The following is a 23,236-nucleotide window of genomic DNA, read 5'->3' as shown; positions in this document are numbered from 1 at the left end:
AATACCAGCACAATAATTACACTTTATCATGAAATTTTGCCCATCAAAAAAATGCTTTTACAAAATTTAATGAGGCATTGTTTATTGTTAAATACTCGCCCAGTTTTCAGCCAGCTGTGGGTTGTTATCTTTTAAGGCGTTAAGCCATTCAAGATGCGCCTGCTCAGCGTCACTACTTGCTAAAAAGCGCTTGATAGTCGTGCTAAAACGCTGATGCTCAGTTGCGCCGCCGACACCGCCGCCGACATCATCATCGATGGCTAATGCTACCTGTCCACCTGTCATCGCCAGATACACTTCCGCTAAAATCTCGGCATCAAGTAACGCCCCGTGGAAGGTACGGTCTTGTTTACCGACATTGAGACGTTTAACTAGCGCATCCAAGGTATTGCGCTGCCCTGCGAACATGCGTTTGGCGATGGCAAGGCTGTCTGTCACGGTGACGGCTTGGTTAATATCTGGCAAGCCAAGTCGCGCAAACTCAGCTTGCAAAAAGCTCATGTCAAACCCTGCATTATGCGCGATGAGTTCTGCGCCTTGCAAAAAGTCATAAATCGCTTCACCAACTTGCTCAAACACGGGCATATCATTTAAAAACACATTGTGAATGCCATGAACGCGAATGACTTCCTCACCCATCTCAATTTTTGGGTTGATATAGACATGCAGTTTTTCACCGGTAAAACGTCGATTAATCATCTCAACGATACCGACCTCAATGATACGGTCACCATTTTGTGCTTCAAACCCTGTGGTCTCAGTATCGAGAATCAGCTGACGATTGGCAGTACCTTTGTGTTTGGCGATGGGTAATAAAGGTATAAAGGTCGGGTTGGGCTGACTGGTAATACCATTAAACGCTGGACGCTGAGCAATCAAGCTGTCATCTTGTGCGACAAATTGCCCTTGTGGGTTGGTGAACACCGCAAAATGTGGGTTAGCACTTATTGGCGAGTGGGTCAGCTCTCCCCCTAACGATGACTGAGTTGATACATCGATGCTAGTTTGAGTATGGATAGCTTGAGCATGGCTGGTTTGGGTAGTGCTTGTTTGAATAGTGCTTGCGGCGGGTTCACCGTCAAGTGCCTGCAAAAAGATATCACCCATCATCTCATTGTCGGCAAACGCCATGTCTTGCGCGTCATCAAAAGACGTATCGCTAAAATCGCGGGTTAACGCTGAGTGAGTGAGGACTGGGTTGTTATCGGTTGACATTGGGTTCATGGGCGGGTCTTTTTTTTTACTATCAAAATCAGGGTTTTTATCACTAAAATCCGATTTAACATCTAAATCAGTGGTAGGATTGGGTGGATTTTTAATCACTTTGTTAAAGCTTTTGGGCAGTTGGTCTATGCCTTGGTTTGCAAGCTTATCGGCATATTCATTGCCATCATGACCGGCATGTCCTTTGACCCATTGCCAGTCAATTTGTCGCTGCTGGCACAGCCCATCAAGTCGCTGCCATAATTCCACATTTTTGACATTTTTCCAATGTTTCTTTTTCCACCCTGCCAGCCATTCGCTGATACCTTTGATGACATAGCTAGAATCTGACCAGATTTGAATCGGTAACGCTTTTGGGCTATTTTCCAGTGCGGCAATCGCCCCCATCAGCTCCATGCGGTTGTTGGTGGTATGTGCCTCACCCCCGCAAATATCAATTTGCTCACCCGTCGGTAAAATCACCACAGCGCCAAAGCCCCCTTTACCAGGATTGCCACGGCAGGCGCCATCAGTGTAAGCAAGGGTTCGACCCACAAGGGGCGTTAAGGCATGATTTGACATAGATAACAACCCATATAAAACAGCAAAACAATCAAAAAAAATAGCCCTCAGTATAAGAAAAAAAAGCATAAAAAGCCATGCCAAAACGTCTATAATAACCGCTTATAGTTGCTATCTGCTGGTTGTAAAGGACGTCTATGCAAAAAAAATCTCGTGCGCTCGTGTCAGCTGTGTTGACCAAGGTGGGTATGGCTATGGTCTGTGCGATAAGCCTAAATTTGGCAGCTTGTAACAAGCCCCAATCCCCTGCAACGACTAGCAGCGATGACGCAAAACCGTCGCCAGCGTTATCACAACCTGCCGCTAGCGATGATGTGTTTGTGGGTTGTTACACAGTCAGCCATACAGAACCTGCCCAAATCAAAATCATTAAAAATGGTGACAACTATGCCATGCAAATGCGCGAGTTTAACGACCCCAGCAAAAATTGGGACAAGCCTGAAGCCATGCAAGTCATCGCAACAGACAGCCCAGATATACAAAAATACTTTGACATCAAAGCCGATGAACATCAATACTTAGAAAAAGTCATCGCCCGTCCCGACCGCGTGTTTGTGCTCGCCAAAATCACCGATAGTTTTGCAAGCCTAAACCCGCAATTTGACAGCCCGTATCTGGGTTATATCTACAAAGGTAGTAATACGGTCTATAAAGTGGCATGCGAGCAAACCACCAAACTTTAATCACCTGAGTCGCTGCTTGATTTGATGAGCTTGATTTGATGCTTGATTTTATGCTTGAATTAATATATCTCATCCAAATTTTAACCCAAACGATTAATAGAGAATAAGCGATGAATTTTTTTGCATGGTTAGTGCTAGGCTTAGTGGCATACACTAGTGGCTTTAGTATCCGTCATTTTCACTACAAAGACGCCGCCATCCCAACTGATAAAAAATGGCAATACACGGCGATTTTTTTTGTGGTCGCGCTCGTGGTCTTTGCGCTATTGAATTTATATGTTATGCACAAAGCTGCGCTTGATATGATGTTTGTGTTGGTATCGAGTTTGGTGGCGACAGGGGTCTTTTACTATGGTATTTCGGCAGATACCAACAATAAGATGAATCTACCGGATTAAACATACCCGATTAGTTGAACCATGATTTTTTGTAAGTCGATGAATTTGTTTGGATAATAAAATGTCTCAAAAAACGGCGAATACTCACGCCCCCATGACTACCACCCACTTGGCTGGCTTGACGCGGCGCCGACTGCTAAAAACAGGGATAGCGCTATCGGCAGCGACGGTAACGGGTGCAAAAGCGGATTTGACCATTAGCGGGCAAGTGATTAGCCAACCTTCACAGCGGTATGGGTCAAACAATGACCCTAATAACATGGCTTTTGGCGAGCCAAGCGCTATGCCCAATGGCAATACGCCCATGGAAACATTGCCCATCAATCCCCAATGGCCCCAATGGGACTTTGCGACCATCAAAGCCAATTGTGAAGCCCTCAAAGGTCGCGGTGTCCACCTCCATTTGGTAGCGCCATCGGGATTTGGTAGTGATGAACAGCGTAACTTACTGGCGATTCACCGACTCACCCAAGCGGGATTTTATATCGACAATCCAGAAGTGATTAGCCGACGTTATTTGCGCTTTGCAGGTTCAGACAGTGAGCGCTTGGACGATATTACCGCCTTACTTAATCGACCTGTACATGAGCTGCCTAAGATATTACTCGGCGTGCGTGGCGGCTATGGCGCGATGCGTTTGCTCAACAAACTAAGTGATCAGCAGTGGCGAATGCTGACGCAAAAACTCAAAGAGCGTGGCACACTACTGATGGGTTTTAGTGATTTTACTGCCTTGCAGCTTGCCATGTACGCCAAAGGTCATCTCCCCTATGTGGCAGGGGCAATGCTCAGTAGTGACTTTGGCAAAACAGAGGTGAATACCGATACCATCCAAAGTTTTATCAATCTTTGTACCCAAAACCAGCTACGTATCCAAGTGCCAGAAGCTCAGCTTTATCGTGACACTGCGCGTCCTTTGGCTAAGCCGATAAAAGGCACCTTATGGGGCGGTAATCTTAGCGTGTTATCTGCAATGGTGGGCACGCCGTATATGCCAACTGTTGACAATGGGATTTTATTTTTGGAAGATACCGGTGAGCAGCCTTACCGTATCGAGCGTATGCTACAAACCTTGGTGTTATCAGGTATTGTGGCAAAACAGCAGGCAATTGTGTTGGGCAAATTTAATTTTAGCGGCATCAGTGATGCTTACAATGGTGATTACACTTTTGATACCGTCATCCGTACCATCCAACAAACCACAGGGCGACCCATCTACACCGATTTCCCCTTTGGGCATGTGGCAAGACGCATTAATTTTCCGCTCGGTGTGCCTGTCACACTTGACAATGTCGGTAGTGGCTATCAAGCGACATTCAACCAGTTTTATCATCTTAAAACCGATGCAAACTTTGGCAATTTGGACTTAACTAAATTATTCGTCTAACGTATTTTCGGCAGATTGCTTGCCTTTTTACTTGCAAGATTAATTGTTAGACAAACGTAAAATTTTAACCGCGCCACTGGCGACCAAGGCAAAGACCAAGAGCCCAATCAACAGATCGGGATAGCGCGACTGGGTAAACCACGTTAACACCCCAGTCAAGATGACACCTAAGTTGACAATCACATCATTGGACGTGAATATCATACTGGCTTGCATATGTACGTCTTTACTTCTACTTTTCTGAAGTAGATATAGACATAAAGCATTACCGAGTAACGCCAACATCGAGATACCTATCATCATCGCAAAATTTGGTATCGTCTCTGCACCTAAAAATCGACGCACCACTTCCATCAATCCCGCTACAGCAAGCAGTAACTGCAACACACCTGCGACCTTAGCAGTCAGCTGTTTGGTTTGCAGCGAATGACCTACGGCAAACAACGCTAACCCATACACGAAGCTATCGGCAAGCATATCTAGACTATCAGCGACCAATCCCATCGAGCCGCTTAGCCAACCACTCACGGATTCTATGATAAAGAACAGCAAGTTAATAGCAAGCACTTGCCATAACAATTTGCTTTGTTGGTGATCGTTGCTAGTTTTGCTATTGGCTGCATCAGTCACTTGGGTGAGTTCCGAGCCAATGATAGAACTGTCAATATTTAGCGGCTGTAGTTGCTGCAATATCACGGCAGCATCGCCTTCGTGAATTACTGTCATCTGACGATTGGCAATATCAAAGGCTAGCGAGTGAATTCGGGTATTGGGCGCTAATGCCATCCGAATCATTTGCTCTTCAGATGGGCAATCCATTTTAGCAATTTTAAATAGCGTTTTTTGCATAACTCATCTAATTGAAGACATGGTTAATTGGGGCTTATATTATTTTAAAACCTGTTTGAATTTTAACATGCAAACAGGCTTGTAATTTTTCAAATACGCTCGCATTGACTATCAGATTTCAATTTAGAAAATCCGGTTATTGTCATGCGTTTTGGCAAATTTGGCGATATTGGCTTCGATATTTTTAGCGATATTGAGATAATAGTCGGCAAATTCATCGCCTGCGCCTTGATTGGCAATGACGGATGGCTCGCCCTTATCGGCTTGCTCGCGGATGCCTTTTGCCAGTGGTAATTGACCCAGCAGCGGCACTTGATACTGTGCTGCCATTTTATCTCCGCCGCCTTCGCCAAAAATCGCTTCGGTATGCCCACAGCTGCTACAAGTATGCAGTGCCATATTTTCTACCACGCCCAGCACAGGGATATGGGTTTTGCGGAACATCTCAATGCCTTTTTGCGCATCTAGCAAGGCAATATGCTGCGGGGTGGTCACAATCACCGCACCGGTCACAGGAATACGCTGGGCGAGCGTCAACTGAATATCCCCCGTCCCAGGTGGCATATCAATCACCAAATAATCAAGATTTGGCCAGTTGGTTTGGTTGTAAAGTTGCATCAGTGCGCCTGTGGCTTTGGCACCGCGCCAAGCAATCGGGGTGGTGTCATCACTCAACAAGCTACCGATAGATAGCATCGGTATGCCTTGCGCGGCAATCGGTACGAATTGCTCATGCTCGAGCTGCGGCTGCTGACCTGCCACGCCAAGCATACTTGGAATACTGGGGCCGTAGATATCGGCATCCAGCACGCCCACGCGTTTGCCCAATTTTTGCAGCGCCAAGGCGATATTCACTGTCGTCGTCGATTTACCAACGCCGCCTTTGCCCGAAGCCACCACAATAATATGCTCGATACGTGGATGCGGTGTTAATTCAGCTTGGGTGGTGGCTTTTTTGGCAATCGCAGGTTCAGGGGTTTCTGTGACTAATTTGTCACTTTGTGGCGCGGCCTGAGTGACGGGTGGCATGGCATTGGTGGTTTTGGGTAGGGTTGAGCCACTACCTTTGGTCGTAGGTTTTGGCGCAGTAGTGCTGTCAAACAAGGTAATATTCATATTCACTTCACTGACCCCATGAATATGTAGCTTTTGGCTCAAATCATGATGGATTTGTTCAGGATTGCAGTCATCGGGCAAGCGCAAATCCAATGTCAGACTATTACCTTGCTGTTTAACCCCTTTGACATACTGGCGAATTGGCTGGTTATTGACGCGATAGTCATCAAATAACTGATTAAGCGTGGATTCATCCACTGTCGCCACGGTTTTTGGTTTGATAAAGTTAAACATGATAGTTGCTTACCCCAATGTTGTAATTTTAACGATTTTAACCCCTGTTAAGTGGGGTTTATTGCCAATTTTCACAGAGACAGATTGAACATATCTGTGTGAAAAGTAATTTTTCTTGTTTGATTGATGCCCATTGGTTGGGAAATGATGCGATTTAAGCTATCATACAGCAATAATGACATTTTTTTAAACAAATCAATAACAGGTGTATTGTGAGAAAAATTTTAGTTACTAGCGCCCTACCCTATGCCAATGGTCCGATTCATTTGGGGCATTTGGTTGAGTACATCCAGACCGATATTTGGGTACGCGCCATGAAATCACTGGGTCATCAAGCGACCTATGTGTGTGCCGATGATGCCCATGGCACAGCGATTATGCTCAAAGCAGAAGCCAACGGTGTCACCCCTGAAGAGCAAATTGCCGATGTCAAAGCCTCCCATGAAAAAGATTTTGCGGGATTTTTGGTTGATTTTGACAACTACTACTCAACCCATAGCCCAGAAAATGAGCATTACTCTCAGCTGATTTATAATCGCTTGTATGAAAACGGTCATATCTCGCACAAAGCAGTTGAACAGCTGTATGACCCAGAAAAAGGCTTGTTTTTGGCAGACCGTTTTGTCAAAGGCGAATGCCCAAAATGTGGCGCAAAAGACCAATACGGCGATAACTGCGAAGTCTGCGGCACGACCTACAATGCCACCGAACTCAAGAACCCTTACTCAACGCTTTCAGGTGCAACGCCTGTTTTAAAATCATCCATCCATTATTTCTTTAACCTGCCAAACTTTAGCGAATTTTTGCAAAACTGGACGCGTAAAGAAGGTCGCCTGCAAACCTCTATCGCCAACAAATTACAAGAATGGTTTGATGCAGGGCTTGCCAGCTGGGATATCAGCCGCGATGCGCCGTATTTTGGCTTTAAAATCCCAAACACCCCAGCCAGTGAACCAGACAAGTATTTTTATGTGTGGCTCGATGCGCCTGTGGGTTATATGGCAAGTTTCAAAAACTTGTGTGATCAACAAGGTGCGCAGTTAGGCTTAAATTTTGATGACTATTGGTCAAAAGAAAATCATAACAACACCGAAGTTTATCACTTTATCGGTAAAGATATTGTGTATTTCCATGCCCTGTTTTGGCCGGCCATGCTTGAAGGCGCAGGATTTAGAACACCCACTGCTATCAACGCGCATGGCTTTTTGACCGTCAATGGCGAGAAAATGAGTAAATCTCGCGGCACCTTTATCAAAGCCGATACCTACTTACAAAACCTTGATCCTGAATACTTGCGTTATTACTTTGCTAGCAAATTATCAGCCAGTGTCGAAGATATCAATCTGGATCTTGAAGACTTCATGCAAAAAGTCAATTCAGACTTGGTGGGTAAAGTCGTCAATATCGCCAGCCGCTGTGCAGGATTTATCCATAAAAATCATGGTAGTAAACTGGCACTGACAATCAGCGAGCCTGCTTTGGTGCAACAAATCATTGATGCGGGCGAAGACATCGCTGCCGCTTATGAATCGCGGGAATTTAGCAAAGCCATGCGTCTGATTATGGCGTGCGCAGACAAAGCCAATGAGTACATTGATGACAAAAAACCGTGGGCACTCAACAAAGTTGAAGGTCAACAAGCCGAAGTACAAGCGGTGTGTACCGTCGCGCTTAATATCTTCCGTCAATTAGTGGTTTATCTTGCCCCGGTATTGCCATTGATGTGTGAAAAAGCACGAATTTTTCTCAATGTTGACAGCTTAGACTTTGATAGCCGTCATGCGTTATTGGTCGGGCATACCATCAACGCCTTTACCCCATTGATGCAGCGTGTTGACAAAGATAAAGTGGCTGCGATGGTGGACGCCTCAAAAGAAGATTTAAACAAACAGCCTGCTATCGCCAATCAACCAGCAAATGGGCAAGCGGGCACGAGCAAAGCCAAAGCCGCCGCTAGCGAACAACCCACTGGCGATACAGCATTGATTGGTATCGATGACTTCGCCAAAGTCACCATGACCGTAGCAAAAGTACTAGCTTGCAACAACGTGGAAGGTGCAGATAAATTGCTGCAATTTACCCTAGATGTGGGTGAGACAGATGCGCAGGGCAATGTGAAAACGCGCAATGTGTTTAGCGGTATCGCTAAATTTTATAACCCTGAACAATTGGTGGGCAAAACCGTGGTCTGCGTCACCAACCTTGCGCCACGAAAAATGAAGTTTGGTATTTCTGAAGGTATGATTTTATCGGCTGAAAAAGCGGGTCAATTGACCGTGGTTACGCTAGATGACCATATCCCTGCGGGTGCGACCCTTGCTTAATGCGCTTAACTGGGATTGACTGCTATGAATTGAAACATTTTGAAACATTCTTAATCATTTTTTTGGTCACAACAAAAAACCGCTAATAATCTTCAGCGGTTTTTTATTAAGCTATCCTAAATATCAAATAATCTATATTGTCGTACGATTAACGTTCGCCTTTGCTTACGCTGATGCGAACGGGGATAGATTTTCGATTGGCTCTAACTGGATTAGCTGCCTTATTATATTGGCAATAATGGGGTGCTTCAGCCGAAGGTAGAATAGCACCAACTACTAATACGCCTGCCATCAAGTTTGATGAGTTCATATAGCCTCCTTGTTGAGTTAGTGTACGATGATTCCATCTGTGAATCATTTACCTTTACTAAGCACAGACATGTTTAACTTAATCAACGCTGCAACGAATCGTTTAAAAAAGATAAATAATGCTGCGAGTAGAAGTTGTATTCTAAAAGATATCAAAAGATTTTCATACCATTTTATTATGACAATTTCATGAAATATCCAATTATTTTGATTCTTTATGTTTCAATTAAGGTCTTTTTGTTTCCATTAAGCGCTTTATGTAATTAAACCTACTCAGACAGCAATATTTACAACATTTTTTTAAAAGACTAATGTTCATAAAAACCGCTAAACAATAAAAAAACTTATGTATAATATGTATAGAGGATAGCAAACTTTCATTTATGTTATAGCAAACTAGTACATTGAAATACTATACTCGATTCACAAAACAAGTTTGATGATTGGGGAATACTATGTTGTCAACCACACACGGTAAATTATCCGCTCTTTGCGCCATTGTTGGATTATCTTTAGCCGCCTGCTCACCTCAGAAACCATCCGCGCAAGCTGCAGACACGGCTAGCAAACCCTCAGCCACTGCCAACCAAAAACCCAATAAAACTATCGCCATTTCTGCGATTGTGGCACACCCATCGCTTGATGCCATTCGCCAAGGTATCCTTGATGAATTGGCTGCTGAAGGGTATATCAAAGGGCAAAATCTAACCGTAAATTTTCAGTCAGCACAAGGCAATACAGCAACGGCAGGACAAATATCCAAACAATTTGTTGCTGACAAACCTGATGCCATTGTGGCAATCTCCACCCCTACTGCCCAGTCGTTGGCTGCCGCTAGCAAAGAGATACCGATTGTTTATACAGCAGTGTCAGATCCTGTGGCTGCCAAGCTCATTACTCAACAAAACACCCCGACTCAGCCCAACATCACAGGTTTATCCAGCCAATTACCGTTAGCACCGCAGCTTGACTTTATACAAAAAATCATGCCGTCAGCCAAATCCATTGGCTATGTGTTTAGTGCAGGTGAGATGAATTCGGTAGCGCTGCGAGATAAACTCAACATTGCGCTACCAAAGCGTGGCATGAACTTAGTGGATATCCCAGCCAACCGTCCGACTGACATTGCCATGGCAACTAATAGCCTTGGCGGCAAAGCCCAGTTGATTTATACCTCAATGGACAATAATGTGGCGTCGGCATTTGAATCGATGGTGCAATCAGCCAATGCGTTAAAACTTCCCATCATCGCCTCCGATGAGTTTAGCGTCCGCCGCGGTGCTACGGCAGCACTCGGTGTCAATGATTATGACTTTGGACGTACCACAGGCAAAATGGTAGGCAAAATTTTGGATGGTACACCTGTCACTCAAGTTAAACCCGAAGTGATGAACCAATTAACTTTATACGTGAGCCCAAAACACGCCCAAGCACAAGGCGTAACACTAAATCCTGAACTATTAAAAGGTGCGATTAACGTTGATACCACACCCGAGCAAAAAATTGACAAATAATTGCTATGGGTAAATAAGAAAAAACCCGCCTAACTAAATAGACGGGTTCTTCAAACTGGGCAGTGAAATGATGCGTTATTTAAAGCACATTTAAAATAACACGTGTCGCTTCAATGACATCAAGTACGCGGTTGTCAACACGTAGGCGAACTTCACCTGGGCGCGGGCGACTGATAATCTTTGCCTGGCGATAAGCATTGTTATTTAACACATAGACATTACGGTCATTATATCGCTTGACGCTGTAATAACGACTGTCTAGTTTTTTTGCCCAGCCTGGTGGTACCGCTTTACCATGTGCAACATTTTTTTGCAGACCTGGGGGCAATTGGCGATACTGCTCGTGGGTTAGGTAGCGACCCGTACGACTATCGTAGTATCGATTGTCGCTTCTGTCGCGGTCTCTATCATGGTTCGTGTTGTAGCGTTGGTTTTCTTTGCGGTCATCTTTATAGTGTTTTTGTTGCTGTTTCCAGTTTTTTTCTTGTTTATATTGAGCTTTACCATGACCGGGGTCTGCCAAAACAACGGGTGAAGCCACGAACGAGCCCGCTAAAAGTAAGCTAGTTAATAATGTCGATTTTTTCATTGTCATACACCTTTATCTGTACCTTGTATAAGTAATTTTGTATGAAGCTATATTATTATGAAATTAAAATGTAACTTAATATGACAATGCTGTGGTAATTTTCTTTCTACTTAAAAACAATGCGCTATGACTTATTAGTTAGCTGATGACTTAGCGAATTATTATTGAAAAATGATACATTAGCGAAATGAGGCAGATTGTTATGTTATAGGAATTTATCAGATAATGCCTTTTTAATCAGTTACCCAAAACTTTGATTAGGGCTACTATATATAACGCTATGCGACTGCAAAATTAGCTGATAAAATGTAAATAATGTTTAACAATGCTGTATGATATTGTTATTGAAGTGTAAGATTTTCCTTTTTTAAGATTTACCTTTTTAATTGTTACCCTATGGATGGATTTTTGGAGTGATATATGTTGAACGCTACATTTGGTGTTTCTCGTTTGACCAAAGCAATGATGCTAGGTGGAATTTGTATGGCAAGCCTGATGGGCTGTAGCCAATCTAACAATAAAACAGCTGATGCCAGTAGCGCAAGCACAGCAAGCGCAACGACAGCTGCGTCAGGCGATACCAAGTCTGTCGCTATCACGGCAATCGTTGAGCACCCAGCATTAGATGCCGTCCGTCAAGGTGTGATTGAAGAGCTGGGCAACGAAGGCTTTAAAGAAGGTCAAAACCTAAAAGTAAATTTCCAATCAGCCCAAGGCAATACGGCGACTGCCGGTCAAATTGCCAAACAATTTGCTGCGGATAAACCCGATGCCATCGTTGCTATTGCTACCCCATCGGCGCAATCCGTCATTGCAGCGACCAACTCAATTCCTGTTATTTTCTCTGCGGTTACCGACCCTGTCGAAGCGAAACTGATAAAATCTTGGGAAGCATCTGGCACCAACGTGACAGGCGCATCAGACATGTTGCCACTTGAGCCACAGATTGAGCTGATGAAAAAAGTCGTACCAAATCTCAAATCAGTCGGCTATGTATACAGCCCAGGGGAAGTCAACTCAACGGTAGTACTCAAAGAGCTTGAAACAAAATTTAAACCGATGGGTATCAACATCGTTGCGGCACCTGCACAGCGCACTACCGATATTCCCCAAGCCACTCGCGGTCTACAAGGTAAAGTTCAGCTCATCTATACCTCACTTGACAACAACGTGGTATCCGCTTATGAGTCGCTTTACCAAGCGGCTAAAGAAATCAAAGTACCCCTAGTGGCGTCCGATACTGACTCCGTTGCACGTGGTGCAGTCGCAGCAATGGGTATAAACTACAAAGACTTAGGCATCGAAACAGGTAAAATCGTTGGACGCGTCCTAAAAGGCGAGAAACCAGGTACCATCAAGCCTATCACTATGAATAAGCTTGACTTATACCTTAGTCCAAAACACGCGCAAGAAGTCGGTATTACGCTGCCACAAGAGTTAATTAGTCAGGCAGCCCAAGTAGAACCTGCGCCAAAAGCTAAACAATAAATCATTCGTTAGTTTTAGCTGTTTTAATGTGATTGCAAATTTGATTTCCCAGTGGCAACTAAAGTTTCAAAGCGCGTATTTTTACTTTAGTCGCATTACGCTTAACGCCACTTGGTTTACCTTAACACCTGACTGCTTGTTGAATTAACAAGCGGTCTTTACTTTTTTGTGTGAACAGTTATGTCGTTACTTGCTTTATTTGGTGCCCTAGAAAGTGGTCTAATCTATGCGTTAGTGGCTTTGGGCGTATACATTTCATTTCGGGTGTTAGATTTTCCAGATTTGACCGCGGATGGTAGTTTTCCCTTAGGCGGTGCTGTCGCAGGCGTGGCAATCATCGCGGATGTCAACCCTTGGCTGGCTTGTATCTTTGGTATGCTTGCTGGGGGTGTTGCAGGTTTAGTAACGGCTTGGCTACATGTCAAACTTGGTATTTTACAGCTGCTCTCCAGTATTTTAGTGATGGTCGCGCTGTATGCCGTCAATTTACGTATTATGCAAGCGCCAAACTTGGCGTTGCTCGGTGAGCCAACGATATTTGGCGAACTGGTGACTGATAGTAACGGCTATTGGATGCGCTGTGTGGTGATTGGTGGTGTGGTGATTGCTGCCAAGTTTTTCTTGGATTGGTTCTTTAGCACTGAGATGGGCTTGGCGATGCGAGCAACTGGCTCTAACCTTAGAATGTCACAAGCTCAAGGGATTGCTACCTCTCGTAGCATTTTGTTAGGTATGGCGATTTCTAACGGGCTGATTGCGCTTGCTGGTGCGATTTTTGTGCAAACCCAAGGCGGTGCCGATATTTCCATTGGTGTTGGTACCATTGTGATTGGTCTCGCTGCCGTTATCATTGGTGAAACCATCATCCCTGCCAAAAAGATGCTGTGGATTACCCTATCTGCTATTGTCGGGGCGATTCTTTATAAATTCTTTATCCAAATTGCGTTGTCAAATGATACCTTACGTGCGATTGGTTTTGGTCCTCAAGATGTTAACTTGGTCACCGCACTGCTGGTGGTGATTGCTTTAATCCTACCAAAAATCAAATCAAAAATTTTAAGCAATCGCCATAAGCATGCCGCTTAACTTGGTATCAAATAGTTGATTTTAACTTTGGCACTTAACAACTTATAAAGCAAAAGGACAATGCCTTATGATGAACGCAGACAACCTACGATTGACCTTCAATCCTGGTACGCCCATTGAAAACCCTGCCTTACGTGGTATCAGCCTGCGTATTGAGGCGGGTGAATTTGTCACGGTCATTGGTACCAACGGCGCAGGTAAGTCGACGTTTTTAAATGCCGTCGCTGGCACGATTCGGGTCGATAGCGGCAAAATTACCTTAAACAATATTGACGTGACCAAAAAATCCGCCCACCAACGGGCACACTGGGTAGCACGCGTTTTTCAAGACCCAATGGCAGGTACTTGTGAAGCCTTAACCATTGAAGAAAACATGGCACTTGCTTACAAGCGTGGCGAATCGCGTTTTTTAAAAGGCGCATTGAATCACAAAAACCGTGAAATTTTCCGTGAAAAACTGGCAATTTTAAAATTAGGGTTAGAAAATCGACTCACTGACCGTATGGGTTTGTTATCAGGCGGGCAACGCCAAGCGGTTAGCCTATTAATGGCATCCCTGCAGCCATCAAAAATTTTACTACTTGATGAACACACGGCTGCCCTTGACCCAAAAACCGCCGCTTTCGTCTTGGAACTAACCGATAAAATCGTGCAAGAAAACAATCTCACTACCATGATGGTCACTCACTCCATGCAGCAAGCGCTCAATCATGGCACGCGCACCGTCATGCTACACCAAGGGCAAGTGGTACTAGACGTATCAGGCGATGAACGCAAAGGCATGACTGTCCATGATTTACTCAATATGTTTGAACGCACCCGCGGCGAAGTGGTAGAAGATGACAGCTTAATTTTGAGCTAACTTAACTGGGCCCAATCAAATAAGATGGGTTAAATAAGATGGGTTAAATAGAATAAGTTAAATAAACCCTAGCACTTAACATGATGAAGATGGATAACATAAGTTATCCATTTTTTTACACACAGTGATAAATTAATTCTTCATAATAACACTGGATAAGCAAGCAGTGCCAATACTGCTATTTTTCTCAATTTTAATTATAAAAAACAATATCCTTTGAGGTCACTATGTTTGATTTAAAATCACTTGTTACGAAAGCTGTCGAAGACAAAACGTTAAATGTCAATGAATACATCTTTATGCCAGAGCGCGTCGATATGATGGTAAAAGATGGACGGTTAAGCTGTGTACTAAACACCAATGGTAAAGTTGATTTTATTTACCATAAAAGTGGTATTACCGAAGTGCGTTCAGGTCTACGTAAAAGTCCGTTTACCTCGTTTCGCAATGAACTTCACTATGGGGTATATGATGATGTGGTGGATGAAGTGATTGAAGCGGTTGAAAAAATCATTGGCAGTCAATCCAAATACTTTAATTTTGCGGCTGATGCAGAATAAAAAAGTCAATTATAAAAAAGCTGAAACATTACTTTTCAGCTTTTTTTATGTCTTTTATTTATAGATGATTCCTTTATTTATAGAGAATTAAAGGCGCTATCAATCGCATCATCTAATCGCTCAACCGCGATGATTTTGAGACCTTGATATTGCTCTAATTGCGTTTTGGGGGCATTGGCTTTGGGTACAATCGCATGGGTAAAGCCATGTTTTACCGCTTCTTTTAGACGCTCTTGACCATTGGGCACAGGTCTGATTTCACCCGATAGGCCTACCTCACCAAATACCGCTAGGGTATAAGGTAAAGGCTTTTCCTTGATGCTAGACGCACAGGCCAATAAAACCGCCAAATCTGAACCTGTTTCAAGCACCTTAACCCCGCCTACCACATTGACATACACATCTTGCCCATTGGTTTGGATACCGCCATGACGGTGCATGACTGCCAGCAACATAGCTAAGCGCTGATAATCTAAACCTAGTGCCATGCGCCTAGGTTGTCCTTGCGATTCATCCACTAGCGCTTGTACTTCAACCAGTAGCGGTCTGGTACCTTCACGGCTAACCATGACCACTGAGCCTGCAATCGGTTTATCATAACGACTTAAAAATATCGCCGATGGATTTGCCACTTCTTTGAGTCCTGCGTCCGTCATGGCAAAAATGCCCAACTCGTTGACGGCACCAAAACGATTTTTTACCGCACGAATCATTCGAAAACGGCTGTCCGATTGCCCTTCAAAATACAGTACCGCATCCACCATATGTTCTAGCACGCGAGGGCCTGCCAGCGCCCCTTCTTTGGTCACATGCCCGACCAAAAATAACGCTGTACCCGTTTGCTTGGCATAGCGCGTCAGAATCGCCGCTGATTCACGAATTTGACTGACCCCGCCTGGTGCGGATTGGATAGCTTCGGTAAACAAAGTCTGAATTGAGTCAATGATGGCGACGGCTGGTTGCTCTTGGGTCAAGGCCTGGCAAATCATTTCAACATTGGTTTCTGCCAATACTTTTAAGTTGTTATTGGGTAGCCCCAAACGACTAGCCCGCATCGCCACCTGTGACAACGATTCTTCACCCGTAATATACAGTGCACTTCCGGCGAGACTTTGATTTTCTGCCATGTGAATCGCCGTCTGTAGCAAGATAGTTGATTTGCCAATACCCGGATCACCCCCAATCAGCACCACAGAACCTGCCACCAAGCCACCGCCTAACACCCGATCAAACTCACCAACACCCGTTGGTAGCCTAGTATCGAGCGACATAGGCACGGCATTAAGTGGCATGACGCTCGATTGTTCGCCCGCGTAGTTGCTGGCTTTTTTGGTGACAGGTTTATGATGTGGCATGCTGACCGTCGGCGCTTCGACAAGGCTATTCCATGCGCCACATTCGGCACACTGTCCCGACCATTTGCCGAAATTTGCGCCACACTGTTGGCACACGTAGGATGATTTTGATTTTGCCATAGAGTCCAATTTGCAATGAAAAATTTAAAAATAAAGAAAAATTTAAAATAAAAAAACTTAAAGCGTATTGGTGGTGGTGAGAGGTATAAACTATGCAATGAAATTAATACGATGACATTAATGCAATGAAATTAGGGATAGCGAGCTATGTTTGACACACAAATTTTGACCCGCAAGATTGCTGTTATTTGCGACTATATTTATGGGCGACTAGGTCATAAATCCAGTAAAAAATAAACCCATATACCAAAATAAGTAAGGTCAACGAAATATCGAGCATAAACGCCTGCCACAGTCCAATATTCATCACCCACATTACCAGTGGTAAGGTAAAGCCCAACAAGCCACTTTCAAACCCCACTATATGCAGTACCCTTAGCCATAGCGGTCGAGCCAGTTTTTCACCGGTAAAAAATTTATCAAACAATAAGTTATAAATAAATGTCCAAATCATGGCGATAAATGAAATGCCAATCAGCAGCGCCAATATACTTGAGTTAGGCTGTGATTCACTATCCGTAAAGCCAAAAAAGCTGAGTAATTTTACCCAGCCTAATGATAGCAGTATGGCGATTGTCTCAAATAAAATCGCTTGCCAGATGCGTGCTTTGGTGGTCATCACGTTTTGCTTGTAACCATCTTACTAAACCCTGCTTGCTAGACCATGAAGTTTTCACCCAAGTAGACCTTACGTACCAACTCATTGTCTAAAATATGCTCTGGCGTGCCTGCCGCAATAATTTGTCCTTCACTGACAATATAAGCATGTTCACAGATAGCCAAAGTCTCACGCACGTTGTGATCGGTGATGAGCACGCCGATGCCGCGCTGTTTGAGCTTAATAATCACCTCTTTGATATCGCCTACCGAAATCGGGTCAACCCCTGCAAAAGGCTCGTCAAGCAAAATAAACTTGGGATTTGAGGCAAGGCTGCGGGCAATCTCACAGCGTCTGCGCTCACCACCAGACACGCTCATTCCTAATGAGTGGCGCACATGACCCAAATTAAATTCCCCAATCAGCTGCTCAAGTTGCTGCTGCTGCCCCGCTTTATCCAAATCTGTGCGAGTCTGCAAAATCGATAAAATATTTTCTTCAACGGTTAATTTGCGAAAAATTGACGCTTCTTGTGGTAAGTAGCCAATGCCTGATGCGGCGCGCTCGTGCATGGACAATGCCGACAAATCTTGATTGCCGAGCTGTATTTGCCCTTTGTCCATATTGACTAGACCGACGACCATATAAAAGCTGGTAGTCTTACCCGCCCCATTTGGACCGAGTAACCCAACCACTTGCCCTTGTTCTACCGAAAAAGACACGTCTTTAACCACCCAACGCTTGCCATAGCGTTTGGCAAGGTGCTGCATGATCAGAGACTGGTTGGATTGCGGTTGCGACATAATAAATCCTAGAACTAAACAATGGCAATGAACAAAGCGAAAGCAAGTTAAACAATACTAGCGATTGCGAACGCCAACACGGTTGCTCGCTTGTGGCGGAAATACCAGCTCAACACGTTGGTTATTCCCTGCTTTTGCCTCAATATCACCCACTTTTAGACTGTAATGGATAACATTGCCAGAAAAACTACCGCCATTTTGGGTCAAGCGCGCATTACCCGTGAGGGTGACGAGCCCTGTTTTGACATTGTAGTCAATTCGATTTGCCTGACCTTTCGCCAAACCCTTCTCTTGTGTCACAATTTGTTGGATAGTGGCAGGACGCCCGGTTGCGACTGCACTTTCAATAGCACGGGTTGGCGTCAAATTGACGGTTAAATTATCCGCAGCCATTTTGAGCGTGCCTTGGGTAATGGTAACGTTGCCTGTATAGCTTGTCACCCCAGAGCGCTCACTGTACGTCGCTTTATCTGCCAACAACCGAATCGGCTCATTGGCGTCTGATGGCAGGGCGTTTGCCACGTTCGATGCCGCAAGCATGCCAGCAACTAACACACCGCCAGCCATTATTAATTGTCGAGTCTTCACCACAATCATGTTAAACCTTTTATATAAAAATTTTAAAATCAACAATATAGATTAAATTAGCACCGAAGTTAAAGATTTTTGATACTCACTTAAGTCCCGTCAACATCGCAACTGAGTTGCTGTCTTAACAGTAGCCACTCTACTCCATAGAGATAGGGTTAGCTACTGTGCAGGTTGAATCATCACACTCACTTGTCCAAAACCGTAATCACCCGTTGCCAAGTCACCACTAAATTGTTTGGCATCAAACCGATTATTCCCATGGATAAAGGTCAGCGGTTCATTAGTCATCACTGTATTATTGACCAAATCACCGACAAAGTTTTTACCTATCATTTTAACAGGCAAATTCAACATACTGGTATTTTGGGTGAGCAACGGAACGCTAGTTAAGGTCACGTTACCTATCAGTTTGGCAATCTGCTTATTTTCATCCAATTGCGCTTGGTCAGCCACTAAAGTTACTTCACGCTCATTTTTTGGACGGATAACAATCTGCGGCTTGGACATCACGGCGGTATTGGCATTTTGGTAATGGGTTACCTGCGCCGCTGTTAACTGATAGCCAACACTACCTGTTTCGGTCGTTTGTAATGCTTTAATTTGCTCTGCTTGGTAATCAATATCGGTCGGTTTGAGTGACACTTGGGTCAAGCGAGCATCGTTTTGCGCATAAAAATAGGCCGATACGATAATAAATAGTAAGCCTAAAATAAATAGCGTTTTTGTTGACACGATTGCCACCTAACATTGCCAAAAAATTTGATAAAAACGGACGTTACCACACTAAACCGCATACGCAAATCACTTAAAACAAATTGCTTAAACTAAATCACTTAAAATAAATCACTTTCAAAAAAATCACTTAGAACAAATCCCTTAGCATAAGTCCCTTAAACCAAGTTATATAACCTAAATCACATAACTGGCCAAAATATCATCGTAATGACCCGTTGCTTTTAATATCAAATCACATAACTCACGAACTGCCCCTTGTCCGCCTGAGCGTGTGGTAACCATATCGACCCGTTTGATGACTTCGCCATTGGCATTTGCCACGGCTACAGCAAACCCGACGGATTGTAAGGCTTTGATATCTGGCCAATCATCACCGATATAAGCACATTCTACTAGCGAGATACCAATATTAGCTAACAATTCATTGAGCGCCGTCAATTTGTCTTCCCGCCCTTGCACGAGATGGGTGATTTTTAATTCTTTGGCACGATGAGTGACAATGTCGCTAGTACGACCGGTTATAATGGCAGTTTGAATCCCTGCTTGGTGAATACGCTGAATACCAAAGCCATCTTGAACATTAAAGCTTTTGGTTTCAACCGTGTTGGCATCATAGATAATTTTTCCATCGGACAATACACCATCCACATCCATAACCAATAGTTTAACGTTTTTTGCTTTAGTGAGCAGACTTTGCATGACTTTATCCTTATTATTGTAAGCCTAGTTACTTTAAAAGTAGTTATTTTAAGCCTATTAATTCACACCCGCATGCAGTAACTCGTGCAAGGTCAAAATACCCGCCAAAGTCTTATCATCATTAATGATTAATAGCTGATTTATCTTTTGTTCGTTCATTAATGTGAGCGCATCAGACGCACGAACATCAGGATTGACGGACTTTGGATTGGTTGACATCACCTCACTAATCTGCGTATCAAGCCCCAATTGGCGCGCTAAGCTACGGCGCAAGTCACCATCGGTAAATACGCCCACGACTTGATTGTTCGCATTGGTAATCACCGTCATCCCCAGTCTACCACCCGTCATGCTAAATAAGGCTTCGTTAAGCGTCGAATGCTCATCAATAGTTGGCAGGTTATTTACATGCATTAAGTCCTTCACTTGGGTCAATAATTTGCGACCCAATGCCCCCGCAGGGTGCGATAGAGCAAAATCTTCTGAGGTAAAATGCTTACTATGCACCAATGCCACCGCTAACGCATCTCCTAGCGCCAAAGTAGCTGTGGTACTTGATGTCGGTGCCAAACCAAGGGGACATGCTTCTTCAGATGCCCCTAAAGTCAAAGCTACATCGGCAGATCTTGGCAAAATACCGCGTTTGTCACGGCTGATACTAATGAGCGGAATGCCCAGTTTTTTTACCACAGGCAGTAACGTGCGGATTTCATCTGACTCACCTGAGTTTGAGATGCCAATTAACACATCGCCTTTGACCAACATGCCTAAGTCGCCATGACCTGCTTCACCAGGATGCATAAAAAAAGACGGCGTTCCCGTTGAGGCAAAAGTCGCTGCAATTTTGCGACCAATAAGCCCTGACTTACCCATGCCTGTCACCACCACACGCCCCTGACAGTTTTCGATCAAATGGCAAGCGGTCACAAATCGTTCATCTAGCTGTTCAATCAGCAAATCTAAAGCATGTTGTTCTGTTTTGATAGCGTCTTTGGCATGCTTTACATAATCAACCGATGCATCCAAGATAATTCCTCACTAATTTTTCAAAATGGCTGTTGGTGCGCTTTTTTTGGGCACTTATCTTTACGCGGTTATCGCTATCCGCTTATTCGGGCGTTTAATAGTTAGCATAAACAATCTTTAAAGCTAAAAATTTAAAATTTTTTAAAGTCTGATTATCATAGCGTAATTTCAGCCAATATTCACGGGATAAGTCCGAAAATACATATTTTGACAACATTTCATCGAATTTATATTAACAATCTACGCATTGCTAAATCAGTTCCAAATACACTATAAATGATAAGCTATAAAAGCTATAAAAAATGGCGAACACTGATAGGGTTCGCCACGTAATATCATGTTTGGAATTTAAAAATTAATACTTGTCTTCACCATTGCCGTTTGCATCATCGTCAAAATTGGCATCGTCTTTGGTAGGCTCAAAATTCATATTGTCGTAGCCGCTATCAAAACCACGATCAGCAAAACCACTGCGATCATACGGTGCTTGCGCAAATCCTGTACGCTCCTGCGGGTAGCCACGTGGGTCATTGTCATAACCGCCGCCATCAAAACCGCGGTCACCAAAACCACCACGATTAGCAAACCCTGTGCGATTTGCGCCATAGCCTTGTGGCTCAAAACCGCCTGTTTGACCAAAGCCCAGTTGGCTAGATTGGCCGTATCCACTTGCCCCTGGCATTGGCGTAGCTGAACGGGGATTACGGGCAGGTACCACCGTTGAAATGGCGTGTTTGTAGACCATTTGACTGACGGTGTTTTTGAGTAATACCACATATTGATCGAAAGATTCGATTTGACCTTGAAGTTTGATGCCATTGACTAAAAAAATAGACACTGGAATACGGTCTTTACGTAAAGAGTTTAAGAAAGGGTCTTGTAGTGTTTGACCTTTTGACATAGGTTTCTCCCAGAAATAAACAGAAAGTTGGTTAAATTATTATATTTTTAAACGAATTTTTAATTATACCTTATTAGCTTAATATGGATTGTCGAATCACCATATTAGATAAGCACTCAAATAGTATCACCCAAGCATGTCACTGCTGTTAACTTGTTTTTATTAGCAAATTTCTTGCTTGATCAATAGTTGCCAAGGGTCTGATATCAAAACGCTCAACCAATTGTTGTGTGCTAACCAGCTTACGCATCCATGTATATTGGCGTTTTGCTAACTGTCTTGTAGCATATAATGCCTCATTTTGCATAGTTTGTCTATAATCTTGAATTGGGGAGCTGTGCGTGTTTAGTAAAAAACGCGCCACATCATCATGAAAATTTTCTTCATTATTATCATATGTAAACACTGTTGTATTTTGTATTTTTTCTAAAAAATCCCAAGCTTGCCGGTAGCCAACGCAGCGCATGGATGGCAGATCAGCCGTGAGGTGATATTGTTGTCGCAGGGCAATCACTTCCTGCAAAAAGCCTTGTTGCCACATGATATCTAACCGAAGTGCGATGCGCTTGTGTAACCAATCACGATCTGGCATCACGGCTAAAATCTGCCAATGCTGATGTGGATTGTCGGCCAATGCCCTAGCTGGCTGGTTTTGCCAAGCGCTTAATGGCTTACCTGTTTGCAGATAGATTTCGACCGCTCTGCCAATTCTTTGGGTGTCTGTGGTTTTAAGTTGCTTAGCAAGGATAGGATCTACCTGGGTTAAATAAGCGTGTAGCTGTTCAATCCCCTGCTCGGCAATCAATTGGGTGACTTGTTGGCGAATCTCAGGCAAGGTTGCTGGGATATCATTAATACCTTGAATCAGTGCCATATAGTACATCATGGTTCCACCCACCAGCACAGCTGTTTTATTTTGCTGATGAGCAAGATTGATATGATAGTCCACATCGTTGACAAACTGGGCAACGCTGTAGCTTTGCTCAGGACTGATGATGTCAACGAGGGCATGTGGATAGTGTACCAATTCTTCACGTGTCGGTTTGGCGGTACCGATATTCATATCCCGATAAATCAAGGCAGAATCTACCGAAATAAGACGATATTTGCCTGTTTCGTAAAGTTCATACGCCAACGCTGTTTTACCACTGGCAGTAGGTGCTATAAGGCAAATCACGTCTTGTTTATCGGCTGTTATCATAGCTTATTCTGGGGATTGTTAAG

At 43.8% G+C, this 23,236-nt stretch carries 23 protein-coding genes; 9 read left to right on the top strand and 14 right to left on the bottom strand.

All coding sequences use genetic code 11. From position 1 onward, the window contains the following. Positions 1 to 87: 87 nt before the first annotated feature. Positions 88 to 1,785: a DNA polymerase III subunit epsilon gene (dnaQ, locus tag RTP55_RS04290; RefSeq protein ID WP_312384447.1), complete on the bottom strand. Its 1,698-nt coding sequence runs from the start codon at positions 1,783 to 1,785 to the stop codon at positions 88 to 90. 137 nt (positions 1,786 to 1,922) lie between these two features. Here dnaQ and RTP55_RS04285 point away from each other — a divergent pair, with 137 nt between their 5' ends. The 3 genes from RTP55_RS04285 to RTP55_RS04275 all read left to right on the top strand — a co-directional run bounded on the left by RTP55_RS04285 (position 1,923) and on the right by RTP55_RS04275 (position 4,253). Continuing rightward, positions 1,923 to 2,468: a hypothetical protein gene (locus tag RTP55_RS04285; protein ID WP_065252415.1), complete on the top strand. Its 546-nt coding sequence runs from the start codon at positions 1,923 to 1,925 to the stop codon at positions 2,466 to 2,468. Positions 2,469 to 2,578: 110 nt separating this feature from the next. Further along, a complete protein-coding gene (locus tag RTP55_RS04280; protein WP_060994799.1) occupies positions 2,579 to 2,866 on the top strand; it encodes a hypothetical protein in 288 nt (95 codons plus the stop codon). 61 nt (positions 2,867 to 2,927) lie between these two features. Then, positions 2,928 to 4,253, top strand: coding sequence for an LD-carboxypeptidase (locus RTP55_RS04275; protein WP_312384442.1), 1,326 nt, complete (start codon positions 2,928 to 2,930; stop codon positions 4,251 to 4,253). Between the two features lie 39 nt (positions 4,254 to 4,292). Here RTP55_RS04275 and RTP55_RS04270 read toward each other — a convergent pair whose 3' ends face one another. Both RTP55_RS04270 and apbC read right to left on the bottom strand, forming a co-directional pair. Then, on the bottom strand, positions 4,293 to 5,102 hold the full coding sequence (locus RTP55_RS04270; protein ID WP_219331000.1) for a cation efflux transmembrane domain-containing protein: 810 nt from the start codon (positions 5,100 to 5,102) through the stop codon (positions 4,293 to 4,295). 123 nt (positions 5,103 to 5,225) lie between these two features. Continuing rightward, the gene (gene apbC, locus RTP55_RS04265; protein WP_203171658.1) at positions 5,226 to 6,452 is read right to left on the bottom strand and encodes an iron-sulfur cluster carrier protein ApbC; all 1,227 of its coding nucleotides are present in this window, start codon (positions 6,450 to 6,452) and stop codon (positions 5,226 to 5,228) included. 212 nt (positions 6,453 to 6,664) lie between these two features. Between apbC and metG the strand changes: the two genes are divergently transcribed. Further along, the gene (gene metG, locus RTP55_RS04260; RefSeq protein WP_060994795.1) at positions 6,665 to 8,776 is read left to right on the top strand and encodes a methionine--tRNA ligase; all 2,112 of its coding nucleotides are present in this window, start codon (positions 6,665 to 6,667) and stop codon (positions 8,774 to 8,776) included. A 148-nt stretch (positions 8,777 to 8,924) separates the two neighbouring features. Here metG and RTP55_RS04255 read toward each other — a convergent pair whose 3' ends face one another. Next, positions 8,925 to 9,086, bottom strand: a complete 162-nt coding sequence (locus RTP55_RS04255) for a hypothetical protein (RefSeq protein WP_156652031.1) — start codon at positions 9,084 to 9,086, stop codon at positions 8,925 to 8,927. 454 nt (positions 9,087 to 9,540) lie between these two features. Here RTP55_RS04255 and RTP55_RS04250 point away from each other — a divergent pair, with 454 nt between their 5' ends. Then, positions 9,541 to 10,599, top strand: coding sequence for an ABC transporter substrate-binding protein (locus tag RTP55_RS04250; RefSeq protein WP_312384434.1), 1,059 nt, complete (start codon positions 9,541 to 9,543; stop codon positions 10,597 to 10,599). Between the two features lie 79 nt (positions 10,600 to 10,678). On the opposite strand, the gene RTP55_RS04245 is transcribed toward RTP55_RS04250, so the two are convergent. Next, entirely contained in the window at positions 10,679 to 11,188 is a 510-nt protein-coding gene (locus RTP55_RS04245; protein ID WP_144917381.1) for a hypothetical protein, read from the bottom strand. Positions 11,189 to 11,683: 495 nt separating this feature from the next. Here RTP55_RS04245 and RTP55_RS04240 point away from each other — a divergent pair, with 495 nt between their 5' ends. The 4 genes from RTP55_RS04240 to RTP55_RS04225 all read left to right on the top strand — a co-directional run bounded on the left by RTP55_RS04240 (position 11,684) and on the right by RTP55_RS04225 (position 15,184). Continuing rightward, the gene (locus RTP55_RS04240; protein WP_409418414.1) at positions 11,684 to 12,676 is read left to right on the top strand and encodes an ABC transporter substrate-binding protein; all 993 of its coding nucleotides are present in this window, start codon (positions 11,684 to 11,686) and stop codon (positions 12,674 to 12,676) included. 180 nt (positions 12,677 to 12,856) lie between these two features. Beyond that, positions 12,857 to 13,762: an ABC transporter permease gene (locus RTP55_RS04235; RefSeq protein ID WP_050324121.1), complete on the top strand. Its 906-nt coding sequence runs from the start codon at positions 12,857 to 12,859 to the stop codon at positions 13,760 to 13,762. A gap of 67 nt (positions 13,763 to 13,829) precedes the next feature. Beyond that, positions 13,830 to 14,624 carry an ABC transporter ATP-binding protein gene (locus RTP55_RS04230; protein WP_036593505.1) on the top strand — a complete coding sequence of 265 codons (795 nt, stop codon included), beginning with the start codon at positions 13,830 to 13,832 and terminating at the stop codon, positions 14,622 to 14,624. A 227-nt stretch (positions 14,625 to 14,851) separates the two neighbouring features. Continuing rightward, positions 14,852 to 15,184, top strand: a complete 333-nt coding sequence (locus tag RTP55_RS04225; RefSeq protein ID WP_007116343.1) for a hypothetical protein — start codon at positions 14,852 to 14,854, stop codon at positions 15,182 to 15,184. 77 nt (positions 15,185 to 15,261) lie between these two features. Here RTP55_RS04225 and radA read toward each other — a convergent pair whose 3' ends face one another. The 9 genes from radA to miaA form a co-directional block, all read right to left on the bottom strand. After that, positions 15,262 to 16,659: a DNA repair protein RadA gene (gene radA, locus RTP55_RS04220; protein WP_138019017.1), complete on the bottom strand. Its 1,398-nt coding sequence runs from the start codon at positions 16,657 to 16,659 to the stop codon at positions 15,262 to 15,264. A gap of 184 nt (positions 16,660 to 16,843) precedes the next feature. Then, the gene (locus RTP55_RS04215) at positions 16,844 to 17,278 is read right to left on the bottom strand and encodes a PACE efflux transporter (RefSeq protein WP_312384427.1); all 435 of its coding nucleotides are present in this window, start codon (positions 17,276 to 17,278) and stop codon (positions 16,844 to 16,846) included. Between the two features lie 38 nt (positions 17,279 to 17,316). Further along, positions 17,317 to 18,060, bottom strand: coding sequence for an LPS export ABC transporter ATP-binding protein (lptB, locus tag RTP55_RS04210; RefSeq protein WP_312384424.1), 744 nt, complete (start codon positions 18,058 to 18,060; stop codon positions 17,317 to 17,319). A gap of 57 nt (positions 18,061 to 18,117) precedes the next feature. Beyond that, positions 18,118 to 18,627, bottom strand: a complete 510-nt coding sequence (gene lptA, locus RTP55_RS04205; RefSeq protein WP_115304596.1) for a lipopolysaccharide transport periplasmic protein LptA — start codon at positions 18,625 to 18,627, stop codon at positions 18,118 to 18,120. A gap of 183 nt (positions 18,628 to 18,810) precedes the next feature. Further along, entirely contained in the window at positions 18,811 to 19,383 is a 573-nt protein-coding gene (lptC, locus tag RTP55_RS04200; protein ID WP_007975572.1) for an LPS export ABC transporter periplasmic protein LptC, read from the bottom strand. 177 nt (positions 19,384 to 19,560) lie between these two features. Continuing rightward, complete coding sequence (locus RTP55_RS04195; RefSeq protein WP_312113932.1) at positions 19,561 to 20,085, bottom strand: KdsC family phosphatase; 525 nt, start codon at positions 20,083 to 20,085, stop codon at positions 19,561 to 19,563. A 57-nt stretch (positions 20,086 to 20,142) separates the two neighbouring features. After that, the gene (locus RTP55_RS04190) at positions 20,143 to 21,111 is read right to left on the bottom strand and encodes a KpsF/GutQ family sugar-phosphate isomerase (protein ID WP_312384421.1); all 969 of its coding nucleotides are present in this window, start codon (positions 21,109 to 21,111) and stop codon (positions 20,143 to 20,145) included. Positions 21,112 to 21,466: 355 nt separating this feature from the next. Next, positions 21,467 to 22,012 carry an RNA chaperone Hfq gene (gene hfq / locus RTP55_RS04185; RefSeq protein WP_312384418.1) on the bottom strand — a complete coding sequence of 182 codons (546 nt, stop codon included), beginning with the start codon at positions 22,010 to 22,012 and terminating at the stop codon, positions 21,467 to 21,469. Positions 22,013 to 22,160: 148 nt separating this feature from the next. Beyond that, positions 22,161 to 23,213, bottom strand: a complete 1,053-nt coding sequence (gene miaA / locus RTP55_RS04180; RefSeq protein WP_312384415.1) for a tRNA (adenosine(37)-N6)-dimethylallyltransferase MiaA — start codon at positions 23,211 to 23,213, stop codon at positions 22,161 to 22,163. Positions 23,214 to 23,236: the final 23 nt, after the last annotated feature.

This window comes from Moraxella sp. CTOTU47579, assembly GCF_032004885.1.
Classification (GTDB): Bacteria; Pseudomonadota; Gammaproteobacteria; order Pseudomonadales; family Moraxellaceae; genus Faucicola; species Faucicola tetraodonis.
The sequence above is the reverse complement of the archived record's forward strand: the minus strand, read 5'-3'. Positions and strand labels throughout refer to the sequence as shown.

Coding starts and splice junctions, on each gene's coding strand:
- dnaQ (WP_312384447.1), bottom strand. CDS start 1,785: ATGTCAAATCATGCCTTAACGCCCCTTGTGGGTCGAACCCTTGCTTAC.
- RTP55_RS04285 (WP_065252415.1), top strand. CDS start 1,923: ATGCAAAAAAAATCTCGTGCGCTCGTGTCAGCTGTGTTGACCAAGGTG.
- RTP55_RS04280 (WP_060994799.1), top strand. CDS start 2,579: ATGAATTTTTTTGCATGGTTAGTGCTAGGCTTAGTGGCATACACTAGT.
- RTP55_RS04275 (WP_312384442.1), top strand. CDS start 2,928: ATGTCTCAAAAAACGGCGAATACTCACGCCCCCATGACTACCACCCAC.
- RTP55_RS04270 (WP_219331000.1), bottom strand. CDS start 5,102: ATGCAAAAAACGCTATTTAAAATTGCTAAAATGGATTGCCCATCTGAA.
- apbC (WP_203171658.1), bottom strand. CDS start 6,452: ATGTTTAACTTTATCAAACCAAAAACCGTGGCGACAGTGGATGAATCC.
- RTP55_RS04255 (WP_156652031.1), bottom strand. CDS start 9,086: ATGAACTCATCAAACTTGATGGCAGGCGTATTAGTAGTTGGTGCTATT.
- RTP55_RS04250 (WP_312384434.1), top strand. CDS start 9,541: ATGTTGTCAACCACACACGGTAAATTATCCGCTCTTTGCGCCATTGTT.
- RTP55_RS04245 (WP_144917381.1), bottom strand. CDS start 11,188: ATGAAAAAATCGACATTATTAACTAGCTTACTTTTAGCGGGCTCGTTC.
- RTP55_RS04240 (WP_409418414.1), top strand. CDS start 11,684: ATGGGCTGTAGCCAATCTAACAATAAAACAGCTGATGCCAGTAGCGCA.
- RTP55_RS04235 (WP_050324121.1), top strand. CDS start 12,857: ATGTCGTTACTTGCTTTATTTGGTGCCCTAGAAAGTGGTCTAATCTAT.
- RTP55_RS04230 (WP_036593505.1), top strand. CDS start 13,830: ATGATGAACGCAGACAACCTACGATTGACCTTCAATCCTGGTACGCCC.
- RTP55_RS04225 (WP_007116343.1), top strand. CDS start 14,852: ATGTTTGATTTAAAATCACTTGTTACGAAAGCTGTCGAAGACAAAACG.
- radA (WP_138019017.1), bottom strand. CDS start 16,659: ATGGCAAAATCAAAATCATCCTACGTGTGCCAACAGTGTGGCGCAAAT.
- RTP55_RS04215 (WP_312384427.1), bottom strand. CDS start 17,278: ATGACCACCAAAGCACGCATCTGGCAAGCGATTTTATTTGAGACAATC.
- lptB (WP_312384424.1), bottom strand. CDS start 18,060: ATGTCGCAACCGCAATCCAACCAGTCTCTGATCATGCAGCACCTTGCC.
- lptA (WP_115304596.1), bottom strand. CDS start 18,627: ATGGCTGGCGGTGTGTTAGTTGCTGGCATGCTTGCGGCATCGAACGTG.
- RTP55_RS04195 (WP_312113932.1), bottom strand. CDS start 20,085: ATGCAAAGTCTGCTCACTAAAGCAAAAAACGTTAAACTATTGGTTATG.
- hfq (WP_312384418.1), bottom strand. CDS start 22,012: ATGTCAAAAGGTCAAACACTACAAGACCCTTTCTTAAACTCTTTACGT.
- miaA (WP_312384415.1), bottom strand. CDS start 23,213: ATGATAACAGCCGATAAACAAGACGTGATTTGCCTTATAGCACCTACT.